The sequence below is a fragment of the Pedobacter glucosidilyticus genome, assembly GCF_002483235.1.
In the GTDB taxonomy this organism is placed as follows: Bacteria; Bacteroidota; Bacteroidia; order Sphingobacteriales; family Sphingobacteriaceae; genus Pseudopedobacter; species Pseudopedobacter glucosidilyticum_B.
This window is the reverse complement of record NZ_DLHN01000009.1, coordinates 124088-146162: the sequence shown is the minus strand read 5'-3', so window position 1 is coordinate 146162 and position 22075 is coordinate 124088. Positions and strand designations below refer to the sequence as shown.

General features: G+C 33.6%; 22 protein-coding genes and 1 tRNA gene. 12 read left to right on the top strand and 11 right to left on the bottom strand.

Going from position 1 to position 22075, the window contains the following annotated elements; all coding sequences use genetic code 11:
- Positions 1-183: 183 nt before the first annotated feature.
- The gene (gene panB / locus B2745_RS02330) at positions 184-999 is read right to left on the bottom strand and encodes a 3-methyl-2-oxobutanoate hydroxymethyltransferase (protein ID WP_026903816.1); all 816 of its coding nucleotides are present in this window, start codon (positions 997-999) and stop codon (positions 184-186) included.
- A 280-nt stretch (positions 1000-1279) separates the two neighbouring features.
- Between panB and carA the strand changes: the two genes are divergently transcribed.
- Positions 1280-2383 carry a glutamine-hydrolyzing carbamoyl-phosphate synthase small subunit gene (carA, locus tag B2745_RS02325; RefSeq protein ID WP_304063154.1) on the top strand — a complete coding sequence of 368 codons (1104 nt, stop codon included), beginning with the start codon at positions 1280-1282 and terminating at the stop codon, positions 2381-2383.
- Between the two features lie 51 nt (positions 2384-2434).
- Here the strand turns inward: carA and B2745_RS02320 are convergent, their stop codons facing one another.
- Positions 2435-4873 (bottom strand): helix-turn-helix domain-containing protein, encoded by a 2439-nt coding sequence (locus B2745_RS02320; RefSeq protein ID WP_304063151.1) that lies wholly within the window; start codon positions 4871-4873, stop codon positions 2435-2437.
- 151 nt (positions 4874-5024) lie between these two features.
- The gene (gene gnd / locus B2745_RS02315; protein ID WP_304063148.1) at positions 5025-6485 is read right to left on the bottom strand and encodes a decarboxylating NADP(+)-dependent phosphogluconate dehydrogenase; all 1461 of its coding nucleotides are present in this window, start codon (positions 6483-6485) and stop codon (positions 5025-5027) included.
- 248 nt (positions 6486-6733) lie between these two features.
- Here gnd and B2745_RS02310 point away from each other — a divergent pair, with 248 nt between their 5' ends.
- From B2745_RS02310 to B2745_RS02280, 7 genes are all read left to right on the top strand, one after another.
- Positions 6734-6979 (top strand): hypothetical protein, encoded by a 246-nt coding sequence (locus B2745_RS02310; protein ID WP_304063145.1) that lies wholly within the window; start codon positions 6734-6736, stop codon positions 6977-6979.
- Positions 6954-7292 (top strand): type II toxin-antitoxin system RelE/ParE family toxin, encoded by a 339-nt coding sequence (locus tag B2745_RS02305; RefSeq protein WP_304063142.1) that lies wholly within the window; start codon positions 6954-6956, stop codon positions 7290-7292. Before B2745_RS02310 ends, B2745_RS02305 begins: the two co-directional genes overlap by 26 nt.
- A 300-nt stretch (positions 7293-7592) precedes the next feature.
- Entirely contained in the window at positions 7593-8894 is a 1302-nt protein-coding gene (eno, locus tag B2745_RS02300; RefSeq protein WP_026903820.1) for a phosphopyruvate hydratase, read from the top strand.
- 323 nt (positions 8895-9217) lie between these two features.
- The gene (locus B2745_RS02295; RefSeq protein ID WP_304063139.1) at positions 9218-10222 is read left to right on the top strand and encodes an LLM class flavin-dependent oxidoreductase; all 1005 of its coding nucleotides are present in this window, start codon (positions 9218-9220) and stop codon (positions 10220-10222) included.
- Between the two features lie 36 nt (positions 10223-10258).
- Positions 10259-10486 carry a hypothetical protein gene (locus tag B2745_RS02290; RefSeq protein WP_304063136.1) on the top strand — a complete coding sequence of 76 codons (228 nt, stop codon included), beginning with the start codon at positions 10259-10261 and terminating at the stop codon, positions 10484-10486.
- Position 10487: 1 nt separating this feature from the next.
- Positions 10488-10796 carry a hypothetical protein gene (locus B2745_RS02285; protein WP_304063133.1) on the top strand — a complete coding sequence of 103 codons (309 nt, stop codon included), beginning with the start codon at positions 10488-10490 and terminating at the stop codon, positions 10794-10796.
- A gap of 4 nt (positions 10797-10800) precedes the next feature.
- Complete coding sequence (locus B2745_RS02280) at positions 10801-11238, top strand: nucleoside deaminase (RefSeq protein WP_026903822.1); 438 nt, start codon at positions 10801-10803, stop codon at positions 11236-11238.
- Between the two features lie 79 nt (positions 11239-11317).
- Here B2745_RS02280 and B2745_RS02275 read toward each other — a convergent pair whose 3' ends face one another.
- Entirely contained in the window at positions 11318-12619 is a 1302-nt protein-coding gene (locus B2745_RS02275; RefSeq protein ID WP_304063130.1) for a DEAD/DEAH box helicase, read from the bottom strand.
- Between the two features lie 110 nt (positions 12620-12729).
- On the opposite strand from B2745_RS02275, the gene B2745_RS02270 reads away from it, so the two are divergent.
- Positions 12730-13029 carry an FtsB family cell division protein gene (locus tag B2745_RS02270; RefSeq protein ID WP_026903825.1) on the top strand — a complete coding sequence of 100 codons (300 nt, stop codon included), beginning with the start codon at positions 12730-12732 and terminating at the stop codon, positions 13027-13029.
- 122 nt (positions 13030-13151) lie between these two features.
- A complete protein-coding gene (locus B2745_RS02265; protein ID WP_304063127.1) occupies positions 13152-14360 on the top strand; it encodes a GAF domain-containing sensor histidine kinase in 1209 nt (402 codons plus the stop codon).
- A 4-nt stretch (positions 14361-14364) separates the two neighbouring features.
- On the opposite strand, the gene B2745_RS02260 is transcribed toward B2745_RS02265, so the two are convergent.
- The 4 genes from B2745_RS02260 to B2745_RS02245 all read right to left on the bottom strand — a co-directional run bounded on the left by B2745_RS02260 (position 14365) and on the right by B2745_RS02245 (position 18501).
- Positions 14365-14979 (bottom strand): trimeric intracellular cation channel family protein, encoded by a 615-nt coding sequence (locus tag B2745_RS02260; RefSeq protein ID WP_304063124.1) that lies wholly within the window; start codon positions 14977-14979, stop codon positions 14365-14367.
- Positions 14966-17035 carry a hypothetical protein gene (locus B2745_RS02255; RefSeq protein ID WP_304063121.1) on the bottom strand — a complete coding sequence of 690 codons (2070 nt, stop codon included), beginning with the start codon at positions 17033-17035 and terminating at the stop codon, positions 14966-14968. The genes B2745_RS02260 and B2745_RS02255 overlap by 14 nt, the downstream gene beginning before the upstream one ends.
- 141 nt (positions 17036-17176) lie before the next feature.
- The gene (locus B2745_RS02250; RefSeq protein ID WP_304063118.1) at positions 17177-17902 is read right to left on the bottom strand and encodes a YqjF family protein; all 726 of its coding nucleotides are present in this window, start codon (positions 17900-17902) and stop codon (positions 17177-17179) included.
- On the bottom strand, positions 17899-18501 hold the full coding sequence (locus B2745_RS02245) for an alpha-ketoglutarate-dependent dioxygenase AlkB family protein (RefSeq protein ID WP_304063115.1): 603 nt from the start codon (positions 18499-18501) through the stop codon (positions 17899-17901). Before B2745_RS02245 ends, B2745_RS02250 begins: the two co-directional genes overlap by 4 nt.
- A 112-nt stretch (positions 18502-18613) precedes the next feature.
- Here B2745_RS02245 and B2745_RS02240 point away from each other — a divergent pair, with 112 nt between their 5' ends.
- Positions 18614-19012 carry an acyl-CoA thioesterase gene (locus B2745_RS02240; RefSeq protein WP_026903831.1) on the top strand — a complete coding sequence of 133 codons (399 nt, stop codon included), beginning with the start codon at positions 18614-18616 and terminating at the stop codon, positions 19010-19012.
- A 510-nt stretch (positions 19013-19522) separates the two neighbouring features.
- Complete coding sequence (locus B2745_RS02235; protein WP_304063112.1) at positions 19523-20179, top strand: ATP-binding cassette domain-containing protein; 657 nt, start codon at positions 19523-19525, stop codon at positions 20177-20179.
- A gap of 97 nt (positions 20180-20276) precedes the next feature.
- Here the strand turns inward: B2745_RS02235 and obgE are convergent, their stop codons facing one another.
- The 3 genes from obgE to B2745_RS02220 form a co-directional block, all read right to left on the bottom strand.
- A complete protein-coding gene (gene obgE, locus B2745_RS02230) occupies positions 20277-21275 on the bottom strand; it encodes a GTPase ObgE (protein WP_026903832.1) in 999 nt (332 codons plus the stop codon).
- A gap of 74 nt (positions 21276-21349) precedes the next feature.
- The gene (locus tag B2745_RS02225; RefSeq protein WP_304063109.1) at positions 21350-21922 is read right to left on the bottom strand and encodes an adenylate kinase; all 573 of its coding nucleotides are present in this window, start codon (positions 21920-21922) and stop codon (positions 21350-21352) included.
- Positions 21923-21987: 65 nt separating this feature from the next.
- Positions 21988-22061: transfer RNA gene (locus B2745_RS02220), tRNA-Arg, on the bottom strand.
- Positions 22062-22075 lie beyond the last annotated feature (14 nt).

Sequence of the window (22075 nt, the reverse complement as noted above, 5' to 3'; positions counted from 1 at the left end):
GGGAATAGGAAATAGGGAATAGGAAATGGGGAATAGGAAATGGGAAATGGGAAATGAGGAATAGGGAATAGGGAATAGGAAATAGGAAATAGAGTGTGAATTGAACTCGGATTTCACTAACCAACTAACCAACCAACTAACCAACCAACCAACCAACCAACCAACCAACTAACCAACTAACCATTAATACTGTTCTTTATCGTTAGGGAAATCTCCACTTTTAACATCAGACACGTAGGACTTTACAGCGCCATTAATTTCTGTAAATAAATCTAAATATTGTCTCAAAAATCTAGGGGTAAAACCTTTGGTTAAACCAATCATATCATTAATAACAAGAACCTGTCCATCGCAGCTACCACCTGCACCAATACCAATGGTAGGAATCAGTACACTTTCTGTTACCTCTTTAGCTAGTGCAGCAGGTATTTTTTCTAATACCACAGAAAAACAACCAGCATTTTGTAAAGCTAAAATATCTTCTTTAAGTTTTTGTGCTTCGGCTTCTTCTTTTGCTCTTACAGTATAAGTTCCAAATTTATAAATAGATTGGGGCGTTAAACCTAAATGTCCCATTACAGGTATGCCGGCAGCTATAATTCTCTGGATTGATTCTACAATTTCTGTCCCACCCTCTAATTTTACAGCATGCGCACCAGATTCTTTCATAATCCGGATAGCTGAGTTTAAAGCTTCTTTTGAGTTTCCCTGGTAAGAACCAAAAGGCAAATCAACTACTACTAAAGCTCTTTTAGTTGCTCTTATAACCGATGCAGCATGATAAATCATTTGGTCTAAAGTAATAGGCAAAGTAGTTTCATGTCCGGCCATCACCATAGAAGCAGAGTCTCCAACCAAAATAACGTCTACCCCACCTTCATCCACAACTCTTGCCATAGAGAAATCATAAGAAGTAAGCATGGCTATCTTTTCACCTCTATTTTTCATTTCTTGTAAAATATGAGTTGTTATCCTTTTGATTTCTTTATGTACAGACATTTTTTAAAATTATATAATGTTAATTTCACGAAGCTAACGAGCATCAAAGTTAGAAAAAGGAAAATGGAATGTTTAATATTTTAAGTATTAATATTTGATTAGCCGATTTTAAATAATAATTATTTTGAGCTTTTACTTTGTCTATTATGCTATTTTTATTACTTTTGCACCCCGAGATGAAAAATAAGCAAGCTCTTATTTATTACACTAACATCAAGGAATTTATTCCATCCCATAGCCTTTTTCAATTAAATTTTCATTTAGAGTTTATCAATCACAAATGAACGCATACTACACAAAATTACCCGCTGTACTTCTTCTAGCTGATGGAACCATTTTTCATGGTAAAGCAGCTGGAAAAATTGGTACTACAACAGGCGAAATCTGTTTTAATACTGGGATGACTGGTTACCAGGAGATTTTTACAGACCCTTCTTATTTTGGCCAAATTATGGTAACCACCAATGCACATATTGGTAATTATGGTATACATGCCGATGAGATTGAGTCTGGAAGTATCAAAATTGCTGGACTAGTGTGCAAAAACTTCAATATCAATTATAGTAGAAAAGAAGCAGAAAAATCTATTCAAGATTATTTTCAAGACGAGCATATTGTAGGTATTTCTGATATTGACACACGTGAATTGGTAAGACATATTAGAGATAAAGGTGCTATGAATGCCATTATCTCTTCAGAGATATTAGATATTGATGAGCTTAAAGCTAAACTTGCCGAAGTTCCTTCTATGGATGGTTTAGAGCTTTCATCACAGGTGAGTACCAAAGAGCCTTATTTTGTTGGTGATGAAAATGCACCTGTTAAAGTTGCTGTTTTAGATTTAGGCGTTAAGAAAAATATTTTAAGAAATTTTGCTACCCGTGGTGTTTATGCTAAGGTTTTCCCAGCTAAAACTTCTTATGATGAAATGAAAAAATGGAACCCTAATGGCTACTTTATTAGTAATGGCCCTGGTGACCCTGCGGCAATGCCTTATGCTATAGATACAGTTAAAGAAATTCTTGCAGAAGATAAACCTTTATTTGGAATATGTCTTGGCCACCAATTATTAGCACAAGCTAATGGCATTGGTACCATGAAGATGTTTAATGGCCACCGTGGCTTAAACCACCCTGTAAAAAACATCATTAAAGACCATTGTGAGGTTACTTCACAAAACCATGGTTTTGGTGTCATTGCAGAAGAAGTAAGAAAATCAAACAAAGTAGAAATAACTCACCTAAACTTAAATGACCAATCTATTGAAGGTATCAGAGTTAAAGGTAAAAAAGCATTTTCTGTACAATATCACCCAGAGTCTTCTCCAGGCCCACATGATTCAAGATATTTATTTGATGATTTTGTGGAAATGATGAAAGGATAAAGCATCATAAAAATCCCTCCGAAAAAGAGGGATTTTTTTTTATTTTAATGGTTACGGATTATTAAGCTCCATAAACTTCATTACGGCTCTTATCTCGCCATAAGAAATCTCTTCACCTAAAGCTGCTTTTGTGTCATTTAAAGAAGAAGGCTTATTCCTCCAGATATAATCTTGAATTTGGCTCACCTTGCTCTTATTTACAATGCTATAAATATCTAAATCTCCAGTACCAACATAATGTGCTAAATGAGTTTCAATGGTGGTAGGCGCTAAATTTCTCTCCAAAGCAATTTCTTGAATGGTTTTTCCTGCTTTAAACAAATCGAAGCTTAGCTTTTTGGTATCTATTTTCTCTGCGGTTGTTTTTACAAACAATTGAAAAGGTGTTTGTGAGATTTCCCTTTTCTCACAAAAATCATTAATCATCGTCAACAACTCGTTTCCAAATTGTTTCACTTTGGTTTTACCCATTCCTTTGATACTTTCTAATTCTTGAAAGTTTGATGGCAATTTATTCACCAACTCTACCAAAACCTTTTGCGGTAAAATATGATAAACCGGAACACTATTTTCTGAAGCTAATTGGTCTCGCCAAGTTTTAATGGTTTTGTACAAATCAGGATGCTGAACACCACTAACCGTAGCAGAAGCTTTTTCTACAGGAGTTGCTTTTTTAAGATTCAAAAAATCTATCTCGGCATTAGCTTTAGTTTTTAAATAGCTTAAAGTTTTAAAACCATTGCAACAAAGCTTAAGAGCCGATTGCTTAATGAAAACTTCTTTTTCTACCTGCTCTAAAGCCTCTAAAAATTGCTTCTTAATGGTTTTATTATCCGCATCAAAACTTACTTTATCTAAGTTTTGGTGAAGTATTGTTAACTTATCAACAAAATATGTACAAGCCTTTTTAACACGTTCTTGCAACTCTTCATTTTCTTCTGGTAGCTTACCTTGTTGTAGGTATTGTACAATTTGCTTATTAAACTTTTCGGCAACCGTGTAAATATCAATTTCTGCCGCCTCTCTAACTGCATTAATATTCTCTAAGAAGCCTAAACTTATAATTTGATGATACTCTTCTGCTAATTTCTTACATAGATAAAGTGCTGATTTTAATTTCTTAAAATCAAAAAGTTCTAGTAATAAATTCCTCTGAAAAACAACTTTAGCTTCTGTTAAATGCTGCTCATCAGGAGAGTTTTGCTCTGCATTTTTAGTATAAGTAGCAACCGTACCATCCGTTTTAATACTTTGATAAGAAATAGGTGTACGTAAGACCATCCCTTCAAAGCTTTTACATCGGCTTAAAGCCACATAAACTTGCCCGTGAGCAAAGGCTGCATTGGCATCAATAATGGCTTTTTCAAAAGTTAAACCTTGACTTTTATGAATGGTGATAGCCCAAGCCAATTTAATAGGATATTGGACAAAACTACCTATTACTTTTTCTTCTATTTCTTTCGTTTCCGGATTTAACTCGTATTTGGTATTCTCCCACTCTACCCTACCCACTACAATTTCTTGTAAATCCGAAGGGCATTTAACATGGATATAGCCATCTTTTATTTTGATGATTTTACCAATTTTACCATTAAAATAGAGCTTATCTCTGGAAGCGTCGTTTTTAACAAACATGACTTGTGCGCCTTCTTTAAGCTCCAACTCTAAGGAGTTGGGATAAGAAAACTCAGGAAACTCACCTTTAACATCAGCTTTATAATGATGACTTTTTGCTTTTAAACCTTTCAGCTTTTCATCGTTAATGATATTGGCAGATTGGTTATGAGATGTTAAAGTGATATAACCTTCTTCCTCATCGGGATTGAAATTGGGAATGTAACGTTGATTAAGCTGCGCTAAAATTTGCTCATCAATACGGTTTTCTCTAACGGCATTTAAAATATCAATAAAAAAGGTATCAGATTGGCGATAGATATGCTTTAACTCGATACTAATAGGAGAAGTTTGTTGTAAAGCTTTGCTATTAAAAAAATATAAATTATTGTAATGAGACTTTAAGAGCTCCCAATCCTGATCTTTAACCACGGGAGACAGCTGATGCAAATCGCCAATCATTAACAGTTGTACGCCACCAAAAGGTTTGGTTCTATCCCTATATCTTCTTAAAACTTCATCAATATTATCTAAAGTATCGGCCCTTACCATACTTATTTCATCAATAACCAATAAATCAAGACTTTTGATAAGACTGATTTTTTGCTTATTCATTTTGTGTTGAAAGGATTTTTGATCAGCATTTGGCACATAAGGCCCAAATGCTAATTGAAAAAACGAGTGGATAGTACTACCACCTGCATTGATAGCCGCTACACCCGTAGGTGCTACAATAACCATTCTTTTTGGGCAGTTTTCTTTTAACCGATGTAGAAATGTAGTTTTACCAGTACCGGCTTTACCTGTTAGAAAGATATTCTTATCTGTAAATTGTACAAATTCTGAAGCTAGTTGCAGTTGAATGTTTTGCGCCATAAAATTCATAGGATAAGCTTTAGGTAGACACTTAACCCTTGTTACTTATAAAATTATAAATAAATCTTAAATGATAAAAATTTTAGCAAAATTTAATAAAAAAAGCCTTTCAGAAAAATCCTGAAAGGCTTCTCATATAATATATATATACTTAAACTACATAAGTTGTAGATGAGGTGGTACCACCACGACCTGTCCAATTGGTGTGGAAGAACTCTCCTCTTGGTTTATCAATACGCTCGTAAGTATGTGCACCAAAATAATCACGTTGCGCTTGTAATAAGTTGGCAGGTAAGCGCTCGCAACGGTAACCATCATAATAATTTAAGCCAGCACTTAAGCAAGGCGCAGGAATACCATTGATAGTTGCTAAAGCCACCGCTTGTCTTAAACCATTTTGGCATGCTTGAATTTTCTCAGCAAAATAAGGGTCTAATAAAAGGTTAGCCAAGTCTGGGTTATGATCAAATGCTTCTTTGATGTTTCCTAAGAAACGAGAACGGATAATACATCCACCTCTCCACATTAAAGCAATATTACCGTAGCTTAACTCCCAACCGTATTCTTTAGCAGCAGCTTTCATCATTTGGTAACCTTGCGCATAAGAAATTACTTTAGCAGCATATAAAGCATCTCTTAAGTAATTGATATATTCTTGTCTATCGCCATTAAATGATGGTTTTGGACCAGCAGTTAAAACTTTAGATGCAGCAACACGCTCATCTTTTAACGCCGATAAACATCTTGAGAATACAGACTCGGTAATTAAAGTTAATGGAATACCTAACTCTAAAGCAACTGTACCTGTCCATTTACCTGTACCTTTTTGCCCAGCAGTATCTAATATTTTTTCAACTATTGGGGTACCATCCGCTTCTTTGTAGGCTAAAATATCTCGGGTGATTTCTACCAAGTAGCTATCCAATTCACCTTCGTTCCATTCTTTAAATACTTCATGCATTTCATCTGTAGACATTCCTAAAACGTCTTTCATGATATGATAAACTTCGTTTATCAATTGCATATCACCATACTCGATACCGTTATGTACCATTTTAACGAAGTGCCCAGCACCACCGTCGCCTACCCAATCGCAACAAGGAGAACCATCATCTACTTTGGCAGCTATACCTTGGAAAATAGGTTTTACAGCTGGCCAAGCAGCTTTAGAACCACCCGGCATAATTGAAGGACCTAATAAAGCACCTTCCTCGCCACCAGAAACACCACTTCCAATAAAATATAGACCTTTACTCTCTACGTATTTTACACGACGCTCTGTATCAGGGAAGTGAGAGTTTCCACCATCAATAATAATATCACCAGGAGATAAATGAGGAATTAACAGCTCGATGAAATCATCAACAGGCTTACCTGCTTTTACCATTAACATAACTTTACGTGGAGCTTTTAAAGAGCCGATTAAATCTTCAATAGATTTTGCTCCGTAGATGTTTTTACCTTTAGCTCTACCATTGATAAAGTTTTCTACTTTATCTACAGTACGGTTGTACGCAGTTACATGAAATCCTTTACTTTCCATGTTCAAGATTAGGTTTTCGCCCATTACAGCAATACCTATAATCCCGATATCTGAAATTGCTTTACTCATGATGTATATTTAAATATATTGGTTTTTTGTTTGAAATGTTAGTGCTGCAAGATTAGCAATTTTTTAGGAATTAGAGGGTATAAACCTCATTTTAATTGAAAATTAATAGTAGTTTTTATTTCCCTGATATTAAACTTTAATAGTTAGCTATGAAGATATTAGGCACTTGTCTTATTTGAACTTTATCAGTTTTGTTTTATCAAACATGGTTTAGATTTGATTATATTTGATTGTTAAAAAAATCGCTTATGGATATCCATGCAGAAAAATTAATTTTAATTGAGGAGCTTGTAAAAACTCAAGACATCAATATTATTAAGCAAATCAAAAAGCTATTTCACAAAAGCACTGAGGAGATTGTTGGATATCAATTAAATGGTAAAGAGATCACCAAACAACAATTAATAGCACAAATAGAAAATGCTGATACCAGAATAAATAACGGCGTATTTATAACTCAACAAGAAATTGAAAAAGAGTCTGAAAATTGGTAATACGCGTTATAAAATAGTTTGGGATATTCAAGCTAAAGAATCTTTAAAAGCTATTTATTTGTACATCAAAGAAGCATCACCAAATGCAGCACAAAAAGTCAAAAAAGAAATTCTAAGTTTAACAGCAAGTCTTAGCGATATGCCCGAACGTTTTTCAACTGAATATTATTTACAAGGCAGTAATAAAGAATTTCGCTCTGTTTCTTTATGGAGTTACAAGATTATTTACAGGGTTCATGAGCAGGAAGTAAGAATTTTAGATATTATACACACCAAAAGAAATACAGACGTTATTGAAATATTAGATTTTTAAGCGTTGTAACTTAAAAATCCCTGCACAAGCCTATCCAAAATAAACTGGATTGTAGCGTATACCAGCATTTGTGCTTAAGGCCTGAAGCAGTATGAGCGGAAAGCCAGACTGCCCCTTCATAGTAGCAACTGCTTTGCTTTCCTAAAATTTAAAACCAACATTTTCTTAGCACATACATAACATTTTATACGTAAAGCATATCCCTAAAAAGTTTATATTTGCCCAGTTAAAATAAAAACAATACTTTAGTGTACTTTTAACACTAAGAGTAAAATCGAATAATCCAACAAATTAAATACTATGAGCTTAATTCTTGATGTACATGCAAGACAAATCCTCGACTCGAGAGGTAACCCTACCATTGAGGTAGATGTAATCACCGAAAACGGTGCTATTGGAAGAGCAGCTGTTCCTTCTGGTGCTTCAACCGGACAATACGAAGCTGTAGAATTACGTGATAAAGATAAATCTGTATATTTAGGTAAAGGCGTTTTAAAGGCCGTTGCCAATGTAAATGATGTGATTGCTAAAGAATTAAGAGGTGTTGATGTTTTTGAACAAAACACTATTGATAGCATTATGTTAAAATTAGATGGTACTGAAAACAAAGGTAACTTAGGGGCTAATGCTATTTTAGGTGTTTCTTTAGCAGTAGCTAAAGCTGCAGCACAAGAAAGCAGACAACCTTTATACCGTTACATTGGTGGTGTTAATGCTAACACTTTACCTATCCCAATGATGAACATCGTTAACGGTGGTTCTCACTCTGATGCTCCTATCGCATTCCAAGAGTTTATGATTATGCCTGTTGGCGCTTCTTCTTTCTCTGAGGCTTTACGTTGGGGTACTGAAGTTTTCCATAACTTAAAAGCTATTTTACACGATAGAGGTTTATCTACAGCAGTAGGTGACGAAGGTGGTTTTGCTCCTACTTTTGAAGGTACTGAAGATGGTGTTGAAACCATTTTAAAAGCTATTGAAAAAGCTGGTTATAAGCCAGGTGTTGATATTTGCTTAGCTTTTGACTGTGCTGCATCTGAATTCTACAAAGACGGAATTTACGATTATTCTAAATTTGAAGGGCCAAATGGTGCAAAACGTACCAGTGCAGAGCAAGTAGCATACTTAGCTTCTTTAACAGAGAAATATCCTATTATCTCTATTGAGGATGGTATGGACGAAAACGATTGGGATGGTTGGAAATTATTAACAGAAAAAATTGGCGATAAAGTTCAATTGGTTGGTGATGATTTATTTGTAACTAACGTAACTCGTTTAAAGCAAGGTATTGATAACCAAACCGGAAACTCAATTTTAGTAAAAGTAAACCAAATTGGTTCTTTAACTGAAACTATTAATGCTGTAAGCATGGCGCAAACCAATAGCTATACTTCTGTAATGTCTCACCGTTCTGGAGAAACTGAAGATACTACTATTGCTGATTTAGCGGTTGCTTTAAACTGTGGCCAGATTAAAACTGGTTCTGCTTCTCGTTCTGATAGGATTGCAAAATACAATCAATTATTACGTATTGAAGAAGAATTAGGTAGCAATGCAAAATTCATTGGTAAAGACTTTAAATTCTTTAAAAACAGAAAATAGTTTTTTTAGGATAAAAGAACAAGGATGAAGGAGTAAAGACTCTGGATGTCTAAAGAAACCGCTTCTATTTTGGGAGCGGTTTTTTTAAGCATTGAATTTTGAGCAAGAAATAAAGACGAAAGAGTTAAGACTCTGGGCGGCTATAAAAAAAACAAAAGCAGATCTTTCTTAAATTAAACAGGTATCTCCTGCGCTTCCCTCTCCTTTGTCCCAAAGGGACTCCTTGGGAGGAGAGGGATTGAGGGTGAGGCTATCTCTATCACTTAACCGTCAAGAAAACCTAGATATAAAACGTATTTGCTTAATCATCGTTAAATTTGAGCATGAAGATGAGATTAAGTGTTTTAGACCAAACCCCCATAAGAAAAGGGAGTAGTGCAGAAGAATCTTTACAAGAAAGTATAGCGCTTGCCAAATTAGCTGATCAATTGGGTTATACCCGATATTGGCTTAGCGAACATCACAATTCGGCCACTTTAGCAACTGGCTCCCCAGAAATTATGATTGCCCGCTTAGGTGCCGAAACTAAAAATATACGTTTAGGTTCTGGCGGTATGATGATGCCCAACCACAGCACTTTAAGAGTTGCAGAAAATTTTAGGGTGCTAGAAGCCCTTTATCCCAACAGAATAGATTTAGGCATGGGAAGAGCACCGGGTGGCGACCGTATAACGGCACATTTACTAAACCCATCTAATAATTTCGACCCTCAAAATTACATTCAGCAGCTTAGAGATTTAAGAGCTTTTTTAAATGATGAACCTATTGAAGGCGTTAGCGAAATTAAAATCAATGCCATCCCCATGATTAGCACCTCGCCAGATTTATGGCTACTTACTTCTAGTGGAGAAAGCGCTTTATTGGCTGCGTATTTTGGCATGGCTTTATCCTTTGCTCAGTTTATCAACCCACAAGGTGGGCCACAAGCTATAAAAGCCTATAAAGAAAAATTTGTCCCTTCGGATGAATTAAAAACACCACAAACCAGTGTTGGCATTTTTGGCTTTTGTTCTGAAGATGAAGAGAAAGTAAAACAAGTACAAGCCCTCATGGACTATCGTTTATTAAGCTTTGAAAAAGGTAAATTTAACGAACGCTTTTCGTATGAAGACATCAAAGACGAGGATTATGATGCTTTAGAATGGAATAGGATTTTATATAACAGGCAAAGAATGGCTATTGGTACACCAGAAGAAATGAAAGTTAAGCTAGAAAATATCTGCCGTGATTTTGATACGGATGAAATTATGATTTCTACCTTTACAGATACAGCAGAAGATAGGTTTAAATCTTATGAGCTTTTGGCTGGTTTAATAACCAATAATTAATGTTGCCTTTATAAATTAATTAACGTATTTTTAAATATGGCATTAAAGAAAGCAGAAAAAGATAATATCTCTTTAGAACTTATTATTAAAGATGTTTCAAACTATTCAACTGATGTGTTACGAGTTGTTGAAGCTTTAAACCTCGGAAAATCTATGGTTAAAGAAGATGGTGTTTATAGAATTTTTAATGATGGTACAGAAATTAAAATTACCTCTGGAACTTTTAAAAAAAGACATTTAAAAAAACTAAAATACTCATTTTAATATGCCTAAATTGAGAGTCTTTGCAGGCCCCAATGGCTCTGGAAAATCCACTTTATTTAATGCTATAAAAGACAAATATTTCTCTACAAAAATATTTGTTAATGCTGATTTACTCGAAAAACAATTTAAAACAAACAACTTCATTGATCTTCAAGAATTCGACATTACAGCTTCAGCAAAGGATAACTCACAAACACAACAACAGTTTATAGCGCTCTCAAAAAACCATATTATTGAGTTTAAGGAGACCACTATACCTATTTGGGTAGACAAATTCCTTATTGAAAAATTAAATAATAGTCAACATTAGCAATATGGATAAATTCATGGAAGCAGCTTTTGAAGAAGCTAAAAAAGGATACGAAGAAGGCGGAATACCTATTGGATCCGTTCTGGTACACGATGGAAAAATTATTGGACGAGGTCATAACAAAAGAGTACAAAAAGGCAGTGTTATCTTACATGGTGAGATGGATGCCTTAGAAAATGCTGGTAGATTACCAGCTAAAATTTACCAGGAATGTACATTGTATACGACATTATCTCCATGCCCGATGTGTTCTGGCACCATACTTTTATATGGCATCCCTAGGGTAGTTATTGCAGAAAATAAAACCTTTATGGGAGAAGAAGAACTCCTAAGCAGCCGTGGCGTTAAAGTATTGGTTACCCATCATGAAGGTTGCTATCAATTGATGCAACAATTCATCAAAGAAAAACCAAACCTTTGGAATGAAGATATTGGAGTTTAACAAAATAGTATCTTAATAAACCTCATACATACAAAGTCCATTTACAATGTTAATAAGATGCAAATGGATACAGGTTTAATTAATCCAATCTCTTATTACTGATTTTACCAGACAATCTTATTTTCTCTCTAGCATTATAATTATGCGTTTTTAGGTTTTTAGCTTTTTTCTCATGAAAAGCACCGCCTCTTGTGGGGTCATCCTCTTCCTCATTTTCTTTCTTCTTCTTACCTTCTTTTTCGATATACAAATCATCAGGTAAATCCATCAATTGCATTTTTTTACCTTGCTTTTGTTCTAACTTCTTAATTTGAAGCAATTCTAAATCGGTACATAACGTAATAGCCAAATGCTCTTTTTGTTCATCATTCTTCAATATCACCCTTTGTAAATAATGGCTATCATCTTCAGGAATATCAAAATGGATAAAAATGGGTAACTGGCTCAAATCTAATTGCTCTTCTTGCCCATCCGTAACAATTAATACTCTATTTTTAGGACTCAATTTAAAATCCTGAATACTTTTAACACCTACATCACCGTACTCTGGATGGTTTAGGATGATAACTTCTTGCTCATCTGATTTTAAGATGTTTTTATAAGCTGTTTCTGCATTAAAAGTACTATTTACAAAAACCACTACCTTGTCAAAAACTTCCTTATCTGCCAAAAGCAAATACAATAAATTAAGCTTTGTTTTAAAATTTGGTACTTGATAAAGTATTTGTTCAAGCGTATCTAATTGTTGACTCCCTAAATCTTCTATCTCTATAAGGTTAGGAATATCTATAAACTGCTCTACAATATGTTGTAGTTTAGGATGATAAACTTCTGTAAACACCAAATGCTGAGTCTTTATAATCCCTCTGGCCAACTCAACTACTGGTAATTGCAAACCTTTTTTTATAATCAAATCCGCATCATCCAAAATAAACATTTGGATTTTATTAAGATTTAACCCCAGTTTTAAATAAGCCGCTCTGGCTCTGTCTGGTGTGGCAACAACAATATCTACCCCGTCAGTTAATTCTAAAACATGGGTATCTAGGCTTGTCTCGCCATTAAAAAGCCCCATGATTCTTAAATTTCTATTTCTATTTAAGTTATGGAAAGTATCAATCAATAGCTCACCGCTTTCTATATCAGGTACTAAAATCAAAACTCTGGGAGCTATTTCCTCAGTAAACTTTAATTTATTTAAGACTGATAGTACCAAAGCAGTAGATTTACCCGCTCCTTCTGGTGCTACGGCAATTACATCTTGCCCACCATTAATTCTGGTTAAAATTTTTGATTGCAATGCTGTAGGGTGTACAAAGCCTGCGTTGGAAACAGCAATTAATAATTGCTTAGTAAGTTTTAATTTCTCAAATGATGCCATTGCTACAAAAGTACCTAAAATTGAGCTGTTTTTGTGGAGATGTTAACTTGTGGAGAATTTATTTTTTGGTATTCTTTAATTTATACATCTTTGTATAAAATACTGGTGATATGCCTAAGTTGTTATCATTACTTAAAAATAAATATTTCCTATCTACAACGGCGTTTTTAGTGTGGATGTTATTTTTTGATAGAAATGACTTGCTATCTCAGTACGAATACCGCTCTCAACTTCAGAAATTAGAACAAGAAAAGCAATTTTACACTCAAGAAATTGCCAAAGTCCAGAAAGATTTGGACGAGTTAACCACTAACAAAGATAAGCTCGAGAAATTTGCAAGAGAGCATTATCTGATGAAAAGGGATAACGAGGATGTTTTTGTAATTATTGAGGAAACTATTAAAGAATAATAAAAAGCTTTTCTAATTGTATCTAAATTCTTACCTACCCGTATGAATATAAATTTATGGGCTAGATATTTTTAACAAATTATTTATTAAATTAACCCATTACGTATAAAGCAGAAAATACTATGAGCAGCGCACCAATTCCAGAAAATGAATTAAATAGAATTTTAAACTTATCAGATTTTGATCTTGATTACTACAGCCTAGAAGATAACTTTAAAGATTTAACACGTCTTGCCGCAAAAGCACTAGGTGCTCCCATCTCTTTAGTAAATTTGATAGACTCTTTTACACAATGGACCGTTGCTAGCCACGGTATGGATTTAAAACAAATGCCTAGAGAGGATTCTGTTTGCCAATACACCATTATGCAAGATGAGGCTTATAAAATTGACGATTTAACAACCGACGAAAGATACAAAGACAACATATTTACTGATTTAAAAGGAAACAGACTTAAATACTATTTTGGGGTGCCGTTAACTACCAATGATGGTTATAATATTGGCGCATTATGTATTTTAGATAATCAAACTAGAGAAATAGATCCAGAAAAGGTTGAATTTTTAAAAATTATTGCAAAAGAAATTATCAACCGACTTACTGCTTTAAAGGTTATCAAAAGTTTAAAATATAAATTAGAACAGGCAGACCAGGTACAAAAAAAGGTTGCACATGATATTAGAGGTCCAATTGGTGGTATTATTGGGTTGGCACAAATTATTAGCGAACAAGGAGATCAAAACAAATTAGATGAAGTTTTAGAATTTGTTCAACTGATTCAAAAAAGTGGTACTTCTTTATTAGAATTGGCAGATGAAATTTTAACAGCTAATAAAGCTAAAAAGCTTAATGATAACGAGCTGAATTTATTAACCTTAAAAGATAAATTAGAAAAGCTTTACAATCCACAAGCTGTTTATAAAAACATCAATTTCAAAGTAAATATCAATAAAAAAACAGAAGATATACCATTCTCAAAAGATAAGTTACTTCAAATTATAGGTAATTTAATCTCTAACGCCATGAAATTTACGTCAGAAAATGGTGCTGTAACAGTTGATTTAGATATTATTTCTACTGTAGACCATACCAATCTTCACATTAAGGTTAAGGATGATGGAGTAGGTATAAGTAAAGACAGAATAGATGCTATTTTAAATGGTCAGGTAGCATCTACAAACGGTACACAAGGAGAAGCAGGTTATGGTTTTGGTTTGGCTTTAGTTAAACATTTAATAGATAGCCTAAAAGGCAGTTTAGAAATCACTTCTGCACAAGGTGAAGGAACAACATTTTCCATTACTTTACCTCAAAAGGCAAATATGAATTAAAGATTTAATAAAATCTCGGTAATGTATAATTATACTTTACCGAGATAATTCTGATAACAAAAACTACGATAATAGATATAATTTCTACAAAAGCGATATTCATACCTAAATAAGACAATAAGAAAAAACATAAGCCCCCAATAATACAAGCAGTAGCATAAATTTCTTTTCTAAAAATTAAGGGAATATTATTCAATAATATATCTCGGGTTATACCACCAAAACAGCCTGTAATCGTACCTAAAGCTATACAAATACCCGGACTTAAATCAAAACTGAGACCTTTCTGTAAGCCTACAATCGTAAAAAAACCCAAACCTAAAGAGTCAAATAAAAACAAGGTAATTTTTAATGATTTTAGTTTCTTCCAAAAAAACATGGAAAACAAAGCTGTTAAAATAATAAGCAAACTGTAATTAGGTCCTTTTAACCAAAAAACGGGAGTATCCCCAATAATTAAATCTCGTAAAGTACCTCCGCCAACAGCAGTTGCAAAAGCTACAATCAAAACCCCAAAAGCATCTAACCTTTTTTGCATAGCAGCAAAGGCACCAGATACTGCAAAAGAAATAGTTCCGCAAATGGTAATGATTTGTCCTAAATTATCAAATAGTTCCATTTCTCTTTCTTAAAAACCACTCTAGGGTTATAAATATCATTAAAACAGCAAAAAACCATTTTAAATTAATTAAATCATCATAGCTTTTATCTTCAAAAGTAATGGTTTTGATTTGCTCCTTTTGTTGTAAGCGAGCGTTTAAACTTTCTAAATCAGCAGGATATAAAAAATCTCCTCCTGTAGCCTCAGCCATTTGATAAAGTAACTGATGATTAGCTTTTGTTTGTTGATATTCTGCCACAAGCTGTTCTACTAAAAACTGTCCTTTTGCTACTTCTTGTTTACCTGTAGCACTGGTTTTAGCAGTAAAACTGTAAGAACCCGCAGGTAGCAAACCAGCATTAAGTTCATAATTCTCTCCTTTAGCCGTAAAAATATAACTATACTTTTTACCTGTATTGCTAAAAACATCTACTGCTATTTCTGCATTTTTTATAGGCTCAAAAACATCATTATACAACTCGGCATTAAGCAGGATAGCTTCATCGTCGGTAAACCTATTTTTTACTGGGTAGGCTCTAAATTTCCTTTTATCCTCTTGTACACTTAAATACTGTACTACTTTACTTAAAATTTCTTGAAAAGCATCATGATTTTCTGCAAGCTTATAGTTTTCTAATCGCCATTTCCATAAACCTTCTCCAAAAAGAAAACCTGTGGTTAAATTATTTTGCTTTACAAATGATAAAAGTGGTTGATCATCAGGTTTAACCAAAAAATCTTGATGTTGTACAACAAAAGTATAAGAACTTATTTGGCTATTTAAAGGTGGGAATTTAGCTATCAAACCAGCAGATGTTGCAGATAAACTAAATGCGAAAAAACCAGTATTAAGTTTAGGAAAAAAGTCCTCAGCACTTCCACCCTTATTTGTTTTTAATAAATCTTGTGTTTGATTTAACTCATCAAAATCTACATTTAGGCCTGTAATAAATAATTTCGGCTTATTTTTTAATTTGTTAAAAATAGCTTTTATAGGCGCTTTCGCTGATGGTAGATTATGCAATATAACTAGGCTATAAATATCAAAATCGATACTGTTTTCTTGCGCATTAACTACATTCACAAGAACTTCATAATTTTCATTAGCCTCTAAACTTTGTTTGATAGCTGCTAAATCCGGATGTGGAGCATGTGCTAATATCAAGACTTTTTTCTTACCATCCAGTACATCAATAAAAATGGTCTGCTTGTTATTTTGTAAAGTAGCCTCTTTGTCTACGGGTAATGCTTCTATAGTAATTTTTTGTACTCCTAATTTAGTAGCTTTTAGGCTAAATGTTAAGGCATTTCGCCAATCCTGCTCATCAATAACAATGGTTTTATTAAAAGGCTGTAAACCTTCTGCTTTTATATTTACAATGGCTTTACTTCCTTTTAAATCAAAGGCACCCAGATTAACAGCTACCGTATAATCATTGCCTAAATAAGCAATTTTGTTATAATTAATGCTATTGATGAATAAATCCTTTTTGGGGATGGTATCGCCTAAAGCAATGGTAAAAATTGGCGACTTAAATTTTGTTAGCTCGGTTATAGGGTTGTATCCTGCATTTATAATACCATCCGAAGCTAAAATAACTGTCCCTAAATTTCTCCCTTCATATTGCTTATTGATAAAATCAAAAAGTGCTGAAAAGTTGGTTTGCTGCTCTTTATAATTTAAAGTATCACCTAATTTAACCGATTTTCCAAAGCTTAAAACTTCTACCTCATAAACCTCACTTAAACGCTCTTTCAATAACTTAAACTGCTTATGGTAAGTTTGTAAATCCAAACCAGCGGATTTTATTGAGGCAGAATTATCTTGTGCTATAACGATTAAAGGTTTCTCTGTACGCTTACGCTGAGTTTTAATAAGAGGCGCTAAAAGTAAAAAGCATAGTAGGCTAATGAAGATAGTTCTTAAGGCAAATAAGAAGTAGTACAAGTTTGATTTTTGACTTAGCTCCTTTCTATAAAAAAACCATCCAAATAAAAGACCTACACCTAAACAAGGCAAAATCCACCAGACAGAAAACTCTGAAAACACTATAAATAAAAGGGATAGCACCATGTTAAATCTTAAAATCTTAAAATTACCTCAACAAAAAAACTTCACAAAGATTGATAATTTAAGAATGCACTTATTATCTGTAATTTTTGATACTAAATGTAGAGATTAATTTATGAGAGCGCAAATCAGCAATAAAAGACGCTAAAATTTAATCACATTTTTATTCATGATGCTAATAGGCGAACCTTGAGCGACGAAAACGGAATTGGGTTTTCTATCCTTTAAAAAAGCAAATTTTACGCCATACAAAGCCTCAAAATCACAATTGATATAGTAAGACTTTACATCATAAATTAACCAGGAAGGATGCCTAACAGCATACTCATAGGTTATATGAGTACTGTATTGAGAATAACCCCAATAATGTTCTGCAATAAACTCTTCCTCGCTACCCGCTTCCATGGCTCTTGCTTTGGTATACGTTACAGCTTCTATACTATTCCATGTTCCTTTATATTTCCAAAAGTAGCCTAGTTTAATCTCATCTGCATTTTTCTCTTTATAGTGCTTCATGGCCATTGTACTATATTTCTCGCGATACAAAGTATTAGCTACTAAACTTATGGCTAGTTTTGGTACAATTTCTTTAATAAAAACCGCCCCTCTTTTCCAAATGCCTCGGTCTAAATATTTCACATAAAATCTTAGGTTCACTTCCTCAAAGTTTACATGAAAAGGGATTTTAAAACCTAATAAACGGGTTTGCTCAAACATAAACCCAATTAAGCTTACAAATACTTGCCCATGATAATCATCTAATACTGTTCCTTTGGGGATATAAGGTGTTAGCAAATCAGCATCAATAACATAATTAGCCATGATTAAATCATTCCACTCGGCAGTTAAAAAAGGGCTTTCTGTACTCATAAAATCATTTTTCTGAATGTTAAATTGATTCTTAAATCTTTCACCTTCTTGGTTTTAGGCAAAGCATGCAACCACTGCTCTTGGGTACGGCCTTTCATCACCAATAAGCTAGCATCTTCTAGAAGTAGAGAAACACTTTCTTTGCTTTCTTTATGTTTAAACACAAATTTTCTTGCCGCTCCAAAGCTCAAAGAAGCTATTGCAGACTGCGGAACAATTGATTTTTCATCATCACTATGCCAACCCATACCCTCATTACCAGAATGATAAAGATTTAATAAACAAGCGTTATAATGCTCATTTGTAATTTCTTCAACCTTATTTTTTAATGATAGAAGCTCTGGTGTCCAAGGTAAAGCTATTTTTGTTTGATGAGAATAGGTGTAAGCACAAGCATCGTCTCCATACCAAGCTACTTTTCTAGCTGTGATAAATTGCTTCCCAAAAATCTTAACTACATCTTGCTGCCAAGCTATACCTGATAAAAGATTTTGATAAAATGCTTTTGCATCTTCTAAAGAAAAAATATTTGGATAATAAAGCACCTCGCCATCATAAGGTAAAAAATTAGTTTGCTTACGCTGATTAAATAAATCCATCAGTAATTTCCTTATATGAAGCTAACAGGTTTGCCTACATTAAGTTTTTAAAATAAATTGATGATTTATCTTGCTTTTTGATGTTTAATAGCTTTTCTTTAAAAGAAAAACGATGAATTTTCATACCAGAAAATGGATAAAACCAGAGGATTTAAATCCTAATGGAACTTTATTTGGTGGTAGCTTATTAAAGTGGATAGATGAAGAAGCCGCTATTTACACCATTTGCCAGCTAGACAACAACAGGGTAGTTACCAAGTATATGTCTGAGATTAATTTTGTAAGCTCTGCTCGCTTAGGTGATGTGATAGAAATGGGTATTACAGCTACGCATTTTGGTACTACTTCCATCACTTTATACTGCGAAGTGAGGAATAAAATCACTCGTCAACGGATTTTAACTATAGACAAAATTGTGTTTGTAAACATGAATGAGGATGGCAAACCAGAACCCCATGGTAAAACTAAAATAGTTTATTCCTCAGAGAAGTTTAAAGGAGATAATATTTGAATGGTTGATTAAAACTTAGGATTATGAAACTTATAAAGCGTAAAAGCTATCAGAGAATATTCTATTTTATACAGGAAAAATTCTTATTTGAAAAAATTTGCAATCAAAATATTTAAAAGTAAAAATCAAATACAACAGATTACATGATACTAAAATCTCGTAAGATTCTTTTATATTAAATATATGATTAATAAAATTCCCTATCATGAAGGTATTTAAAATCATAAGGTTACTGTGGACATTCTATAAAAATTTTGCTTTTACCAGTATCGTAATTACAATTTGCAGCATTTGGCTGTTGTTCAAAAACGGATTATCATATTTCCCAATTATTCTTTGGTTCAAAATAGTAACACTGGGAATTATCTATTATTATATTTCTCACAGCAAATCAAAAGAGTTTTATTACTACCAAAATTTAGGCTTATCAAAAGCAGCTCTCTGGATTTCAAGTTTCAGTTTTGATATCTTAACATTTATTTTTTCTCTTATAGTGACTTATCAAATAACATGAAGCATACGTTAGAAGCAGATGGCATATATTTAACATTTGGTACAAAAAGAATTTTATCAGATATATACATCAAATGTGAAACAGGCGAGATTACAGGGATTTTGGGTAGAAACGGAGAAGGAAAGACATGTTTAATGAATATTGTTTACGGTAGTTTAAAGGTTACAGATAAGTCTATTCGCATTGATAACACAGTTATTCCTCAAGCATTCAAACGCCATGATTTAATTACATATCTACCACAGTTTAATTTTATTCCAGATTATTTATCACTTAAAAGAACATTTATTGACTTTAATTTAGACTACGAAGAGTTCGTAGAATTTTTTAATGAATTTCATTATAAACCTAACTTAAGCCTAAATGAGCTTTCTGGAGGTCAACGGCGTTTAATTGAAGTATACGCTATTATTAAATCTGAATCTCTATTTTCAATGCTAGATGAGCCATTCTCACATATAATGCCCTTGCATATAGAAAAAATCAATAACATATTAAACATAGAGAAAGCAAAGAAAGGTTTTTTAATTACTGATCATATGTTTAGATATGTAACTGAAATCAGCAATCAACTTTATATCTTAAAAGATGGGAAAACTCATCTCATAAATCACATAAGTGATATTGAAAGTTTAGGATACGCTAGAACGTAATAATATTTTTTAAAGGCACTTAACGGTCTATTATTTCAAGTTTGCTTGTATTAAATACAAAACAATCAATAGTAAATAAAAAAAACTAACAATCATTCTACTGGTTAATTTCTTTCCATAGTAAGTCTTTAAGTTCTAGCAACCCTTTTTGCGCTACAGAAGAAATAAAAACAAAAGGAATATCTAAATCAACCTCTTTACGCATTTCAGTTTCTAGCTCTTCATCTAGCATATCTGATTTAGTAATCGCCAAAATTCTAGGCTTTTGCATCATTTCTGGATTATAAGCTTCCAGCTCTGCTAATAAGATCTCATACTCTTCTTTAATACTTCTATGTGTATCTGCTGGCACCATAAACAGTAAAACAGAGTTTCTTTCTATATGACGTAAAAATCTAAATCCCAATCCTTTACCTTCTGAAGCGCCTTCAATAATACCAGGGATATCCGCCATCACAAAAGACTGATTACCTCTGTAAGAAACTATTCCCAAGTTTGGGACTATGGTTGTAAAAGGATAATCGCCTATTTCTGGCTTAGCAGCTGTAATAACAGATAATAAAGTTGATTTACCAGCATTAGGAAAACCTACTAAACCAACATCTGCTAAAACTTTAAGCTCTAGGATCTTCCATTCTTCTTTTCCAGGCTCGCCTTGTTGTGCAAAACGAGGAGTTTGACGGGTTGCGCTTTTAAAGTGCCAATTGCCTAAACCGCCTCTTCCACCTTCAACCAGAATACGCTCTTCACCATCTTTAGTGATTTCAAAGGCAACTTCACCAGTTTCTGCATCTTTAATTACTGTACCTAAGGGAACTTCTAAAATTTCATCTTGGCCACATTTACCAGTTTTTAAAGAGCTACCGCCAGACATGCCATGCTCTGCAATAACATGTTTACGGTATTTGAGATGTAACAGTGTCCATAGTTGAGCGTTCCCTCTCACAATCACATGACCACCTCTACCACCATCGCCACCATCTGGGCCACCCATACTGGTTCTTATATCGCGGTGTAAATGTGCTGAACCGGGACCTCCGTTACCAGAACGTCCACAAATTTTAACATAATCAACGAAATTTGAGCCCTGTGACATAATTTATTCTCCTCTGTAAAAATAAAAAAAGCGGATGTACAAAAACACATCCGCTAATTTTTAGTAATATGTGCTTAGTAAGTATCTACTACTTTACTAATAATGGTAAAAATATCTTCAATAGTACCAATTCCATTTACACTAGTAAACTTACCTTGTTCTTTGTAATAACCAGCTACTTGTGCTGTTTTAGAATTGTACTCTTCTACTCTTTTTTTAATGATTTCTGGATTTTGATCATCAGGACGACCAGAATCTTTACCTCTTAATAATAATCTCTTCTCTAATTCTACTGGCTCTACCTCTAAAGCTATCATTCCAGATATAGCTTCACCTTTAGATGATAATAAATTATCTAAAGCTTCTGCTTGTGCTACTGTTCTTGGGAAACCATCAAATATAAATCCATTAGCCTCTTTATTAGCATCTAATTTATTGCTAATCATGCCAATAACTACTTCATCAGGCACTAAAACACCTTCATCCATTAATTTTTTAGCTTCTAGCCCTAACGCTGTGCCATTGCTAATTTCTCCTCTCAAAATATCACCCGTTGAAAGATGTACCAAATTATATTTTTCAATAAGTTTTTGAGATTGTGTGCCTTTGCCGGCTCCCGGAGGGCCAAAGAGTACTAAATTAAGCATAGTAATATCTGTTAAAATTTAAAAAGCCTTTTTGCCTGTTGGCAAAAAGGCTTTACCTTAATTAGTGGACCTGAAGGGAGTCGAACCCCTAACCTCCTGATCCGTAGTCAGGTGCTCTATCCAGTTAAGCTACAGATCCAATACTTTATGTAT

Coding starts and splice junctions, on each gene's coding strand:
- panB (WP_026903816.1), bottom strand. CDS start 999: ATGTCTGTACATAAAGAAATCAAAAGGATAACAACTCATATTTTACAA.
- carA (WP_304063154.1), top strand. CDS start 1,280: ATGAACGCATACTACACAAAATTACCCGCTGTACTTCTTCTAGCTGAT.
- B2745_RS02320 (WP_304063151.1), bottom strand. CDS start 4,873: ATGGCGCAAAACATTCAACTGCAACTAGCTTCAGAATTTGTACAATTT.
- gnd (WP_304063148.1), bottom strand. CDS start 6,485: ATGAGTAAAGCAATTTCAGATATCGGGATTATAGGTATTGCTGTAATG.
- B2745_RS02310 (WP_304063145.1), top strand. CDS start 6,734: ATGGATATCCATGCAGAAAAATTAATTTTAATTGAGGAGCTTGTAAAA.
- eno (WP_026903820.1), top strand. CDS start 7,593: ATGAGCTTAATTCTTGATGTACATGCAAGACAAATCCTCGACTCGAGA.
- B2745_RS02295 (WP_304063139.1), top strand. CDS start 9,218: ATGAAGATGAGATTAAGTGTTTTAGACCAAACCCCCATAAGAAAAGGG.
- B2745_RS02290 (WP_304063136.1), top strand. CDS start 10,259: ATGGCATTAAAGAAAGCAGAAAAAGATAATATCTCTTTAGAACTTATT.
- B2745_RS02285 (WP_304063133.1), top strand. CDS start 10,488: ATGCCTAAATTGAGAGTCTTTGCAGGCCCCAATGGCTCTGGAAAATCC.
- B2745_RS02280 (WP_026903822.1), top strand. CDS start 10,801: ATGGATAAATTCATGGAAGCAGCTTTTGAAGAAGCTAAAAAAGGATAC.
- B2745_RS02275 (WP_304063130.1), bottom strand. CDS start 12,619: ATGGCATCATTTGAGAAATTAAAACTTACTAAGCAATTATTAATTGCT.
- B2745_RS02270 (WP_026903825.1), top strand. CDS start 12,730: ATGCCTAAGTTGTTATCATTACTTAAAAATAAATATTTCCTATCTACA.
- B2745_RS02265 (WP_304063127.1), top strand. CDS start 13,152: ATGAGCAGCGCACCAATTCCAGAAAATGAATTAAATAGAATTTTAAAC.
- B2745_RS02260 (WP_304063124.1), bottom strand. CDS start 14,979: ATGGAACTATTTGATAATTTAGGACAAATCATTACCATTTGCGGAACT.
- B2745_RS02255 (WP_304063121.1), bottom strand. CDS start 17,035: ATGGTGCTATCCCTTTTATTTATAGTGTTTTCAGAGTTTTCTGTCTGG.
- B2745_RS02250 (WP_304063118.1), bottom strand. CDS start 17,902: ATGAGTACAGAAAGCCCTTTTTTAACTGCCGAGTGGAATGATTTAATC.
- B2745_RS02245 (WP_304063115.1), bottom strand. CDS start 18,501: ATGGATTTATTTAATCAGCGTAAGCAAACTAATTTTTTACCTTATGAT.
- B2745_RS02240 (WP_026903831.1), top strand. CDS start 18,614: ATGAATTTTCATACCAGAAAATGGATAAAACCAGAGGATTTAAATCCT.
- B2745_RS02235 (WP_304063112.1), top strand. CDS start 19,523: ATGAAGCATACGTTAGAAGCAGATGGCATATATTTAACATTTGGTACA.
- obgE (WP_026903832.1), bottom strand. CDS start 21,275: ATGTCACAGGGCTCAAATTTCGTTGATTATGTTAAAATTTGTGGACGT.
- B2745_RS02225 (WP_304063109.1), bottom strand. CDS start 21,922: ATGCTTAATTTAGTACTCTTTGGCCCTCCGGGAGCCGGCAAAGGCACA.